Annotated in this window: 9 protein-coding genes; 1 reads left to right on the forward strand and 8 read right to left on the reverse strand. The window is 58.0% G+C overall.

Translation table 11 applies throughout. The annotated features are described in order from the left end of the window. Positions 1–10: 10 nt before the first annotated feature. The 7 genes from IE038_RS03465 to IE038_RS03495 all read right to left on the reverse strand — a co-directional run bounded on the left by IE038_RS03465 (position 11) and on the right by IE038_RS03495 (position 9,875). Positions 11–697, reverse strand: a complete 687-nt coding sequence (locus IE038_RS03465; protein ID WP_163938675.1) for a GNAT family N-acetyltransferase — start codon at positions 695–697, stop codon at positions 11–13. Between the two features lie 148 nt (positions 698–845). Then, positions 846–2,744 carry a lipase family protein gene (locus IE038_RS03470; RefSeq protein ID WP_229775604.1) on the reverse strand — a complete coding sequence of 633 codons (1,899 nt, stop codon included), beginning with the start codon at positions 2,742–2,744 and terminating at the stop codon, positions 846–848. A 291-nt stretch (positions 2,745–3,035) separates the two neighbouring features. Beyond that, complete coding sequence (locus IE038_RS03475; protein WP_229775605.1) at positions 3,036–3,869, reverse strand: hypothetical protein; 834 nt, start codon at positions 3,867–3,869, stop codon at positions 3,036–3,038. Positions 3,870–3,881: 12 nt separating this feature from the next. Then, positions 3,882–4,652: a hypothetical protein gene (locus IE038_RS03480; RefSeq protein WP_189395130.1), complete on the reverse strand. Its 771-nt coding sequence runs from the start codon at positions 4,650–4,652 to the stop codon at positions 3,882–3,884. Beyond that, on the reverse strand, positions 4,649–5,503 hold the full coding sequence (locus IE038_RS03485) for a DUF4123 domain-containing protein (protein ID WP_189395131.1): 855 nt from the start codon (positions 5,501–5,503) through the stop codon (positions 4,649–4,651). The genes IE038_RS03480 and IE038_RS03485 overlap by 4 nt, the downstream gene beginning before the upstream one ends. Then, a complete protein-coding gene (locus IE038_RS03490) occupies positions 5,500–7,542 on the reverse strand; it encodes a type VI secretion system Vgr family protein (protein ID WP_189395132.1) in 2,043 nt (680 codons plus the stop codon). The genes IE038_RS03485 and IE038_RS03490 overlap by 4 nt, the downstream gene beginning before the upstream one ends. Before the next feature lie 155 nt (positions 7,543–7,697). Then, positions 7,698–9,875 (reverse strand): putative bifunctional diguanylate cyclase/phosphodiesterase, encoded by a 2,178-nt coding sequence (locus IE038_RS03495; protein WP_189395133.1) that lies wholly within the window; start codon positions 9,873–9,875, stop codon positions 7,698–7,700. A 260-nt stretch (positions 9,876–10,135) separates the two neighbouring features. Here IE038_RS03495 and IE038_RS03500 point away from each other — a divergent pair, with 260 nt between their 5' ends. Then, complete coding sequence (locus IE038_RS03500) at positions 10,136–11,302, forward strand: acetyltransferase domain-containing protein (RefSeq protein ID WP_189395134.1); 1,167 nt, start codon at positions 10,136–10,138, stop codon at positions 11,300–11,302. Positions 11,303–11,354: 52 nt separating this feature from the next. Here the strand turns inward: IE038_RS03500 and IE038_RS03505 are convergent, their stop codons facing one another. Continuing rightward, on the reverse strand, positions 11,355–11,642 hold the full coding sequence (locus tag IE038_RS03505; protein ID WP_163939300.1) for a hypothetical protein: 288 nt from the start codon (positions 11,640–11,642) through the stop codon (positions 11,355–11,357). Between the last annotated feature and the right edge of the window lie 67 nt (positions 11,643–11,709).

The following is an 11,709-nucleotide window of genomic DNA, read 5'->3' on the forward strand; positions in this document are numbered from 1 at the left end:
CCGTTGGCGTCTAGACGGAAATCCCTGCCTGCTGTACGAAGGCAAGGGCCTGACGGGTCAGTTGATCGAGGTGTCGGTCACGCTGCTTTTCCGCGTCCACCATTGCTTTCTTGCCCTGTTGCTGGAGCAGGTAGGTGTGTATCTGGCGTACCTCCACGGAGCGGTAAATCGGCGCGACATCCAGCACCGCAAACTGTCCGTGAGTCCGGTAATCACGGGTGTTCATCAGCACCTGCGGGCCACGCACACCGATGACCTGAAACCCCATCGACTCAAAGCACGGCACCTTGCCAGTAACGCACGCCAGCTCGGCATGGGGGTATCGGCCGAGCATGGCCTGTACCATCGACCGGGCAATCCCCTGACGCCGGTGGCTGAGCGACACCGCCATGTAGGCCAGCGAGCAGGCTTCGGGATCGCCCGTGGCAGGCAAATACAGTAGAAAGCCGACAACCGTTGCCGGGTCGTCGGCATCCAGGGCCACGATCAATTCGACAGGCATCTCCCTGGAACCGTCCATCGCCTCCAGATAAAGATGAACCTCGTAGCCGACACCGTATTGGTAGAGCCGGTAAAGCGGGTTGCTCGGCGCAATGGCCACCGCGCTGATGTCCGTGACGTAATCGACGACCATCTGCATGATCTGGCTTCTGATCGCCTCGGGGGGTGGGCTTTCAAGGCGGGTGACAGTGAACATTGTGTTTCGAACTCCGGGACTAAGGCCTGCCCAAAGCCTGGGGGTTGGCGCTGGGGGTCATATGATAACGCGTGTTTGCGCCGCTGAGCTGCTGCATGGCTCTGCGCCAATGATGAGGGGGTATCCGTGCGCCGGCACACCCAGGTATTCAAGAAGGCTCGTCACCATCATCGTCATTGAACACGTCTTCCCAGTTGAACGCCAACACGCGATCGTCATCAGCAGAGACCGGAGCCATGGCCAACTGCTCAGCCTTCAGGTTCTCCGGATGCTGCCGCCAACGCTCGAGGCTGGCAGTCAATATCGCTGCCTGAGACGCGTAATGGCCGTACACATCCTCCGCATGGAGGCGAATGGTGTGTAGCATGAGTAAACGTTCCCGGGTGTTTTTCACCTGTTCGGCTTCACGCGCCAGCGCCCTGACCTCATGCTCGTGGGCATTCACGTAAGCATCGGGCCGAGCGAAAAGGTTGTGATGCTGCTGGCGCAGTTGCGCCTCGATGCTCACCAATGCCTCATCCACCTGGTTGAACTCGCGCCGGGTGACCAGGTAACGCTTGAGCTCATATGTTTCCTGCCATCGACGCAACGTCGCCCAACAGCTTGGGATATACCCACCCACCATCGAATGATTACCGGCACTGAACATTTGCGCCAACAGCGACTGACGCTCCGGCAAGCCATTGCGCTGCCTGAGTGCCAGGGAGCAGGCGGCATGCTGGCTCACCGTATCGCAACCCGGCGACCAGAGAATCGAAGATTGCTCATGGGTGTCGAACTGCACCGGGAAGAAGTGCCACAGGAGGCCATGGTGTGCATAAGGCTCCCCCCCCCAATTGCTGATACCGGCGACAAACACCGAGAGGCCGACGGGCACATTGGCGAAGGTCATCGCAACCCCGGAGCCATACACCGACGGTTTGGTGTTCAACCAGGTACCAGGCACGCTCGGCACCGGGTCGTTGTGGTTGACCATTCGGTAGTGCTTTAACGCCTCGGCGCCCTTGACGAAGGTGGCATCCCCCGCCCGGGGTGCGCCGTAGGTGTAGAGCGAAATACTGTAACCATCAGGCTTGCGGCGCAGCATCTCCGAAACCAGCAAGGCTATGGCGCCGCCCAGGCTGTGGCCGCAGATCATTAGCCTTTGCCCGGCATAGAACTTCTCCAGGTAATTCAAGACAAAACCCAAAACCACTTGGGCGGCTTGATAGAAGCCTCGATGTACCTTACCTTCGCCCTCCTCGAAGGGCACCTGCAGCGCGTCGACATCACGCAAGGCGTCCCAAGGCATCTCACTGGTGCCACGAATGGCAATCAGGATCAGTTCGTCATTATGGGTGATGAACGCCTGGCTATCCGTGCCCCCTGTGCTTTGCCTCGAGTCATCGAGAAAATGGAGGCTCTCGGGGTTTTCCTGCTTATCCCTGAGTTCGGGGTTGTTCTGGGGGTAGAGGCCAGAGTCAAAGGGCACCACTTCCAAACGCCGGGAATACGCCACGTCTTCGTACAACGGGTAGTAGGCCTGTTTTTGCCCGGCATCGACCTGCCAGACCTCATCGAAACGGCACAGCGCGTCCCCCAGCATATTGCCCACGCTCGGCTGCCGCGGAAAGCTCACCAGACCACCCCGCACCGGTAGATCGCGGGGCGACTGCCCGAACGGGCAATAACTCAGGGTGGCCATCAACGCCAGTTGATAAAGGTTCAGGGCGCAGAACTGCGGGCGGGTTGAGAGCATCGGCAGCAGTGCGCGCAGCGGGCGGACCTCCAGCACCGTGTGCCGGTTCGGCAACAGGCCAAACCCTTGCTCGCCGTACTTGCCCATCAGCCGCCGTAACCCAAGGGTGCGCTTGAAATGGCAGGCGACCTCGGGAGGCAGATGCGCGACATGCCTGACCAGGTGCCGAACCTCGACCTGATAATACGCATCCGCACAGGCCTGGGCCGGGTTGCTGGTGGTACGCGCACCATCGTGATTGCGGTAGCGGGTCTGTTCCGCGCGGACCTGAAGTTCGGTGATGGGGAGTGGGTAGGACTGCCTATCCATTAAGCGTGAGTAAAGTGGGACGCTTTGGTTATGCAAACTATTAAAGTTCACAGCAACCGGCCCCGCGAAGTGATTGTCTACTTTGCCCTTGCCTGCACTGTCCAAACTCCCCTTATAAACATGACCTTCGCTGTCAATGACCTCATAAAGAAGACCCGCATAGGGCTCACCAGACCCAAGCTCGTCTACCAATTGAAAGCTGGTCCATCGACCTTGTCGAGGGCAAGAAAACATACGACTACCCAATGGGGCTTGTAACTCGTCATCCGACTTTGACACTTTGCGATCTCCTTATTCTGTGCAGCTCGGGTAAACCGTACATCTACGCCCATCAGGCATCATGAAGTCGGTGAACCTAGGTGGGCTTATACAACTTTCTTCATTTTCCGTACCCCACCGGCCTGTGCATGGGCGCCAGCCCTCTTTCGTTTTCAACCAAAAACCGTCGTAATACGGTTCTTCACTTTCATCGACCCTTACATTCAGCCTCACTGTTTTACCCGGCAGTTGCTCAAGGGTATACCCTGCAAAAGGATGCCCAGCACCCAACTGACCCTCCGCATCAATGGCTTTACAATCCAGTATTTTCACAATGCGCCGCTTCGGCCCCATCGTGCGAAAAAACCATTGGCACTGGCCATGAAACGTACTTTCACCTGCAGCATTGAATATTTCTCTGTACTGCCCCTCTCGTTCATAGCGAATCGCGACTAAACCCGTATCTTCGCCAAAATCAAACCAGTCGTCGCTATACGCAGCTGCAATCTGTAACTCTATGCGACGCAGTACCAACGGACACCCGCTGACCGTTCGATACAAGGCAATGACCGAATTGGGCTCGTACTCTTTTCGCCATTTCAAGTTATAACCCACCTCGGTTTTTCGCCCGCCCGGCACCGTACAGGTTTCCCCTTCGTCGGGCACGTAAACCGCAATCGCCTTGTAGGCAAAACCTGGCGGCAAATCGGCGGTGAAGGTGAAGTGGTTCGGCGGCGCGCTTGTGCAACCTGCCAACAATGTGAAACCAAAGTAAAAGAGCAGCCGTGCGCAACTACTGATTTGCACTTGCTCAGTCACTGGCCCATTACCCAATAATAAATTCAAGACTTTATCCCGTGGTGGCATCGCGTAATGTCCTTATTCTGTACAGCTCGGGTAAACCGTACATCTACGCCCATCAGGCATCATGAAGTCGGTGAACCTTGGCGGATTAATGCAAGGCTCCTCGTTTACCGTACCCCATCGCCCCGTACATGGCCGCCAACCACCCGGACTCTTAAGCCACCAGCCGTTATAATAGGGGCTCTCTTCTTCCGCCAACTTTATGTGCAGTCTTACGACCTTACCTGACAACTGCTCAACTGCATAAGCAGCAAAGGGTTTTCCGCGACCCAATCGGCCCTCTTCGTCGGTCGATGTGCAATCAAGAATTTTGCGAAGCACACGATGCTTACCCATCGTGCGAAAAAACCATTGGCACTGGCCATGAAAAGTGCTTTCGCCAGCAGTGTTGAATGTCTCTTTATACTGCTCATCCAGCTCATAGCGAATCGCTACACCGCCGGTGCTATAGCTCCTATCCCAAACACTTTCACCATAGACCGAACCAATGTTCAAATTGATACTTCTTAACACCAACGGACACCCACTGACGGTCCGATACAAAGCAATAACCGAATTGGGCTCGTACTCTTTCCACCACTTCAAGTTATAACCCACTTCAGTCTTTCGCCCGCCCGGCACCGTACAGGTTTCCCCTTCGTCGGGCACGTAAACCGCAATCGCCTTGTAGGCAAAACCCGGCGGCAAATCGGCGGTGAAGGTGAAGTGGTTCGGCGGCGCACTTGTGCAACCTGCAAGCCATGTAAAACCGAAGTACGCGAGCCCTCGTTGCATAGCCCGGATCATCGACTGCCACCTTGGGTACAAAATCGGGTACGCAGGTACACGCGTTCAAAATGTGCGCTCGGCCTTTCACCCGGCTGTACCTCCCACCATTCCGGCAGCCGATAGTCGGGCGACTGCAAACTCTGGGTCAGTAGAAATTCCAGCTGCGCTGCTTGCTTCCACCCCCATCGCTCTGCCAGTTCCAGCAAGCGCGTCAACCAGAGGTCCGGTGGATGACGCTCGGCCAGGGCTGCGTAGGCCTCGAGGTGCTCGGCCAGCAGGTAGCGATGGGCGTTGGTATACCGCAACTCAGCCGTGAGCTGTGCGGGCGCGGGAACGTGCAACCACGCTGGATCAGGGGGTAGCGGGTATCGACCTGGCGCGGGGTTTTCGGTGACAGTCCAGCACGCCCCCTGCCAGTAACAAACGCTGATGGCCGTACCCAAGTATTCGGCAACGACCGATACTGGCAAGTACGCCAGTGCCCGGCTCAGCACACGAGGATCCTGGAAACGGTAGAGTGCCTGGTGCGGTCGGGGGCCAATCAGCAAGCGCTCGCGCCAGTGTTCGACCCATTCGGACAACCCGCCTTCAGGAAGGCTGGCGAACCAGCCCCACTGGCAGTCCGGGGCGTTGATGAGTCGATCGAGTTCGTCATCATCGCCCTCCCCCAGGATAAACAGGAACGGGCCAATACCTGCCAGCTCCGCAACCGGGGTCGCGCTGCAAACACTGCTGTAGCGATCAGGGCTACGGCGGCCCGCCAACGCCTGCCGGGTTTCGAACTGATCCTGGGCATCCAGCACCAGGCACAGCGAGTAACCGTGGCGCAGTTGTTCGGCCATCCATTGACGGGGCGATAGTATTGTCATGGGGTTTCCCCCTCAGGCACACAGAAACCGGCCTTGCAGGCCTCGCACACCGGACAGAAATCAGCACCGAGCGCTTTGCTGGCCGACATCAGTGCGTGCTGTGATGGTGCGACACTCAGTGCCAACGGCAGCGGAGCATGTAGCGCCGGTAGACCGTCCGGCAGTACCACGGCCCCCGCCCCCAGTGCAGCGCCGAGCTGTATGTCGCAGCTACTGAAGATTCCCCCGGCACCGATCACGATGTGTTGGCCACCCGCGCTCAAGGTAATGCTGGCGCCAGCCATGATATGCACGTTCTGCCCTGCCTCAAGTACTGCGCTCTGCCCAACCTGGGTGTGACGGTTGTCAGCCACCTGAAGGTAATCATTCGCTTCAAGCTTTACCTTGCGGTTGCCATGAACACTATGGTGCTCCTCAGCGTTCAGTACGCTGATGCTATTGCCCTTGACCGTGACCGTGCGCTGGTTACCGATCTCCATGCGGCTGTCGTGCTCGACCTTTTGCTCAAGGTCGCGCTGGGCGCGCAGGTAGATCAACTCCTGACCAACCCGGTCCTCGATGTGCAGTTCGTTAAACCCGCTACTGCCTGTGGAACTGCGACTGCGAAAGACGCTGCGGGTCTTGTGTGCCGGCAGTTCGTAGGGCACCGGGTTGAGGCTATTAGGTAGGCAACTGCTGACCACCGGCCGGTCAGGGTCCCCTTCCAGGAAGGAAATCAGTACCTCCATACCCACCCGTGGAATGCTGATGCTGCCGTAACCATTGCCCGCCCAACCGGAGGCAACCCTCACCCAACAACTGCTGTGATCGTTGTACGCACCTTCACGGTCCCAGTGAAACTGCACCTTGACCCGACCGTACGAATCGCAATACACCTCTTCCCCCTTTGGACCGGTCACCCGCGCAGTCTGTTGCCCTAGCACCCGCGGTTTGCGGTAGACCTGTTGCGGGCGATAGAACACATCCCAAGGGGTTGCGATAAAACGATTACGGTATCCCTGCAGAAAACCGCGCTCAGGGTCGCCTGCCTCGTGGCTGATGCTTTCCTCCAGTACTTGGGGTTGCCTACCCTCGTGATGGATCTCGGTCAGCAACCAAAAGTCGTTCCACGCCTTGCGTGGATGCTCGGTCAGCGGCAGCAAATGACCGCTGACCAGTAGGGCTTGGTCGCTGTGGCCTTCGGCCTGCCGGTGGTCGATACGGTGACGCTCCAGAGCTCTCTGGCTGAGTTGTTTACCGCGTTCGCCTTCGCTGAAGCCGCCCGGGTAGGTGTAATCCTCCAGGTCCGGCTCGGGGTAATGCGTGTCTTCACGGTGCTCGGCTTGCAATACAACGCTGGACTTTTCAAAGTCGTAATCACGCCATGTGGTACGCCTGGTACGCGCCTCCAGACGCAATTGAAAGCGCTTGATTACCGGTTCATCGGCGACCAGACCGCTGTCCTGAGCATAGGCCGTGGGCTTTTCAAGTTTGGGGAAGAAGGTCTGGTGATCGCTGAACACCACCCGATGGCCTGCGGGGCTATGCCTGAAGGAGTAACTGACGCCCTCTTCAAAACACAGCCGCTGGATGAAATGCAGATCGGTTTCGCCGTACTGCACGCAGTACTCCCGCTCTGTGGCGGTCTTCTCGAGGTGCATCTGGTAGGCATTGCTGAGAATGCCGTGCTCCTTGAGGATCTGCGCGATGATCTGCTCCACCGTGCGCTTCTGGAAGATACGGTGATTGCGACGCAGCTCAAGGTAAGCCAACTGCGGTACCAATGTCAGGTGATAACGCGTAAGACGCTTGCCAGCCTCACCCAGGGCTGCCCGGAACACCTGACCGTGGATACCAGCCCCTCGGTCATCGAATGCCAGAAACGCCTGTTTGTGCAACAGGGTTTCAAGCGCCAGATCGGCGCGCTCGCTGACCAGTTCCACATCAAACGCGTAGGGTGTGCTGATGGCCTCCTGGCCGCTAAATGACAACACTTGCAGGTCATGCTGAAGACCCTCAAGCGTCAGGCTGAATTGCACCGTATTGGCGGCTGTGAACATTCCTTGTCCCTCTCGCGATGGCAGCGAAAAGGCGCCCACTGTGAAACAAGCGCCTTCAATTACGAAGGACTGGAACGCTAGCAGATACCCTTCCCGAAGGATGTAGGACCCTTCCGAAAGTGCTTACTGCACGACCATTGTTCTGGCGCCCGCGCTCAACCGCGAAGGCGTCTCACCAGTGCCGGGATCACTTCCGCTGGCACCGGGCGCGCCAACAGATAACCCTGGCCCAGCTCACACCCCAACCGCAGCAGTTCGTCGGCGGTGCATTGATCTTCGATGCCTTCGGCCAAGGTTTCCAGCCCCAGCGAGCGGGCCATCTGGATGATCGCCTCGACGATGGCGTGGCCATCGGCGGCACTGGTCATCCCGCGCACAAAGGACTGGTCGATCTTGAGCGTGTCTACCGGCAGCCGACGCAAGTACGCCAGCGATGAATAGCCGGTGCCAAAATCGTCGATAGACAGTTTGATGCCATAGGATTTAAGGCTGATCAGCGTCGCCAGCACCTGCTCGGTGTCTTCGATCAGGCTCGACTCCGTCAACTCCAGCTCCAGTGCCGATGCCGGCAGGCTGGCATCGCTCAGTGCCCGTTTGATCACCGCCTCCAGCGAGTGATGATGCAGTTGCACGGGCGACAGGTTGACCGCAACCCTTGGAATATCCAGCCCATTGGCCCGCCATTGTGCGGCCTGCCGGCAGGCTTGCTGGATAATCCAGTCGCCCATTGGAACGATCAACCCGCTTTCTTCAGCAGCAGTAATGAAACGGTCTGGTGAAATCAGCCCTTGCGTTGGATGCTCCCAACGTACCAGCGCTTCGGCACCGACAATTCGCCCGCTGCCCAGCTCGAACTGCAACTGGTAATGCAGCGTCAGCTCATGCTGGTCGATAGCCTGGCGCAGGCTGTTAAGCAGTTGCAGGCGCTCACTGACCTCCAGGTTCATGGCCGCGCTGTAGAAACGCCAGGTCTTGCGGCCCGCCTGCTTGGCCTTGTACATCGCGGTTTCTGCGTTACGCAGCAACTCAGCCGGTGCGTCGCCATCGTGGGGCGCCACGGCGACGCCAATGGACACCGACGCTGCAATCGCTTGCCCGCCAATCTGGAAGGGTGCGGCCAGCAGGTCCAGGATAGTTTGCGGAACGCTGGCAATGTCATCGGCATTCGTCAGGCCGGTCAGCAGTACAGCGAATTCGTCGCCGCCATAACGACACACGGTAGCCGTCGCCGGCAACCCTTCACGCAAGCGCTCACCTATCGCTCGCAGCAGATTGTCGCCGTGGGCATGGCCCAAGGAATCGTTGACCAGCTTGAACGCATCGACATCCAGAAACAGCAAGACGACCGGGTTATCGTCACCGCGCACACTGACCAGTGCCTGCAGTATACGGTCTTGCAGCAGTACCAGATTAGGCAGGCCTGTCAGTGCATCGTAGAACGACATCACCTCGATACGTTTCTCGGCAGCCTGGCGGTCGGCGATTTCTATCGCCAGGCGCTCATAGGGCTCGCGCACGCTTGAAACGAACACAATGCGGTAGATCAAGCCGTACGAGAGGACCTTGTACAGGTGTCCGGTCAGGCTGTAGAGCCCGTTGACGTTGTGATACGCGGTGAAGCACAGCTCAGCGAGTATGGAAATCAGCGTAGCGGCGAGCAGGCCGTTGGCATCGTAAGCGCGGCTCTGCCGCGCATGCCAAAAGCAAACGGCCGCAATGGCCAGCAAGCCGATGATGGCCCATTCCATAGCGATCTTGAAGGGTGTGAGACCGCTGCCATCAATGAAGGTAGGCGGCCAGGCTTCAGGGAAAAACAGGCCGAATACATAAACCATGGCCACCATCGTCAATGCCGTAAGCAGCATTGGCAGGCGCGGAGTGCGGCTAGTCAGCGGACGCCACGAGCGCACCGAAATCAGCAACAACGTGGCGGCGGTCAGTGCACGCGACACCAGCCAGAAATCAATCGCCTTTTCGGGAGACGCAGGCGTAACGAATACCGGCATGCCCTTGTAGGACAGCACATGTGCCAGATCAAGCAACGCAATGGAAAGGAACGCACAACCGAGCAACAACAGGTTGCTGGGCTGCCCTGGCCGATAGCTGTGCCAGGTCACCGCGAATACCAGCACCGCAACCGTAATGGCAAAGATTTCACAGATCGCATGCAACGCCACCGGGAACCAGTCGGCACTGCTGTGAACAGAAGGGGGGGCAAGCCATACGGCAAGCAGCACCACGCCGAGGACAAGGACCATGGTCAGATGGTTGCTGTCGCGAGGCTGACGGTCTGTAGCAGTGAATGTCGGAGAGGAACTGCTCGGATAGGTCATGGGCACAATCAGGCTGTGTTTCCGATAGCAGCATGGATACCGTCAGCTGCGGGCGGTCGCCATTGTATAAGGCGGCCTGGGCTAAAACCATATTTAAAATGGGTTTACTGGTGCTCTTTAAAGCCCCAAAGCAGCGCAAAACAAGGCACGAACGTCCCAAGTATGCGGCAACTTTGTCCGCTTAAAGATTTCGATTCTCATCAGCAATGTTATAGAGTAACCACACACGCGCACCTCAACCCCTGCACTGCGAACGACACATGAACGCTGCTCTTCCCCACACCACTACCACGGCCAACCGGCTGCTCTCGATTGATGCCTTGAGAGGCCTGGTGATGCTCTTCATGCTGCTGGACCATGTCCGGGAGACCTTCCTGCTCCATCGGCAAGTGTCCGACCCGATGGACGTCACGGTGACAGAGCCTGCGCTGTTCGTCAGCCGGACCCTGGCCCACCTGTGTGCGCCCGTGTTTGTCTTGCTGACCGGACTGTCGGCCTATCTGTTCGGCGAGAAGCATGCCGGCAAACGTGATGTGAGCGTTTTTCTGTTCAAGCGCGGGCTGTTTCTACTGGTGCTGGAGTTCACCCTGGTCAACTTCGCCTGGACATTTCAATGGCCACCCACAGTTATCTACCTGCAGGTCATCTGGGCGATTGGCCTGAGCATGATTGCCTTGTCGGCCCTGGTCTGGCTGCCACGCCAGATGCTGATAGGTGTGAGCCTGATGATCATTGTCGGGCACAACCTGCTCGACCCGTTGCATTTTCCAGAGGGAACGGCAATGCACGTGCCCTGGGCGATTCTGCATGATCGCGGCTGGATTGAGCTGTCGGATACGCTGCGGCTGCGCACCTCCTATCCCCTGCTGCCGTGGATTGGCGTCATCGGCCTGGGCTATGCCATCGGCCCCTGGTTCGCACGCAGCGCAGTGGCCGCTTCACGTCAACGAAAACTGCTGGGCTGGGCGATCATCGGTTTCACGGCCTTCATTGCCTTGCGCGTGATCAATGGCTACGGCGAACGCCCCTGGCGCTTCGGTGAGACCTCATTGCTCTCACTCATGAGCTTTTTCAACATCACCAAGTACCCGCCTTCGCTGCTCTTCCTCGCCTTGACCCTGAACCTCGGCCTGTTGCTGCTACTGAGCTTCGAACGCACACAGGTACACCAGGCAATCCGCCCGCTGAGTGTTCTGGGATCAGCACCGATGTTCTTCTACTTGCTGCATCTGTATGCGCTGAAAGCACTCTATGTGCTCGCTGTAGCGCTGTTTGGGCCGAACCAGGGCAACTATTTCGGATTCGATAGCATCTGGGCCATCTGGTTGACCGCCGGGGTGCTGACGGTGGCGCTATACCCTGCAGTGCGCAGGTTCGCTACCCTGAAGGTTCAACGCCGTGATATTGCCTGGCTCAAGTATTTCTAACAGCCCTTGCAAAGCATCGCCGTGATCGGCCCACGGCGATGCTGACGCGGAATTAAACCAGCAGTTCCGGATTGATCATGTCGCACTCGAAGGCCAGCCAGCCGCCATTCGGTTCAGCATGGCCGTTAACAATCGGACCGTAGTAGGACAAGCCATTCTTAAGGGTAATGCACACATGCGTCGGTGCATCCGGAGCCGCCAACTGGCCAGTGAAATGCACCTTTTTCAGGTTATCCGTCACAGCTTCCAGGCCAATGGCTACGTTTTCATTGTCGACTGCCTCGACCTCACCTGCGCTTTGCTCAGCGCTGACGGTCACGGTGGCTGTGTCTTGGTACATGCTTGAACTCCATCGGCAGGGCATTTGGCACAGTGTCGCGCCAAAAAGACACTAGGGTAAGCCAGTG

The organism is Pseudomonas laurentiana (assembly GCF_014648275.1).
In the GTDB taxonomy this organism is placed as follows: Bacteria; Pseudomonadota; Gammaproteobacteria; order Pseudomonadales; family Pseudomonadaceae; genus Aquipseudomonas; species Aquipseudomonas laurentiana.

Bases quoted from the DNA above. Each gene is read 5' to 3' on its own strand.
- IE038_RS03480 (WP_189395130.1), bottom strand. From the start codon at position 4,652: ATGATCCGGGCTATGCAACGAGGGCTCGCGTACTTCGGTTTTACATGG.
- IE038_RS03500 (WP_189395134.1), top strand. From the start codon at position 10,136: ATGAACGCTGCTCTTCCCCACACCACTACCACGGCCAACCGGCTGCTC.
- IE038_RS03495 (WP_189395133.1), bottom strand. From the start codon at position 9,875: ATGACCTATCCGAGCAGTTCCTCTCCGACATTCACTGCTACAGACCGT.
- IE038_RS03465 (WP_163938675.1), bottom strand. From the start codon at position 697: ATGTTCACTGTCACCCGCCTTGAAAGCCCACCCCCCGAGGCGATCAGA.
- IE038_RS03490 (WP_189395132.1), bottom strand. From the start codon at position 7,542: ATGTTCACAGCCGCCAATACGGTGCAATTCAGCCTGACGCTTGAGGGT.
- IE038_RS03505 (WP_163939300.1), bottom strand. From the start codon at position 11,642: ATGTACCAAGACACAGCCACCGTGACCGTCAGCGCTGAGCAAAGCGCA.
- IE038_RS03470 (WP_229775604.1), bottom strand. From the start codon at position 2,744: ATGGATAGGCAGTCCTACCCACTCCCCATCACCGAACTTCAGGTCCGC.
- IE038_RS03485 (WP_189395131.1), bottom strand. From the start codon at position 5,503: ATGACAATACTATCGCCCCGTCAATGGATGGCCGAACAACTGCGCCAC.
- IE038_RS03475 (WP_229775605.1), bottom strand. From the start codon at position 3,869: ATGCCACCACGGGATAAAGTCTTGAATTTATTATTGGGTAATGGGCCA.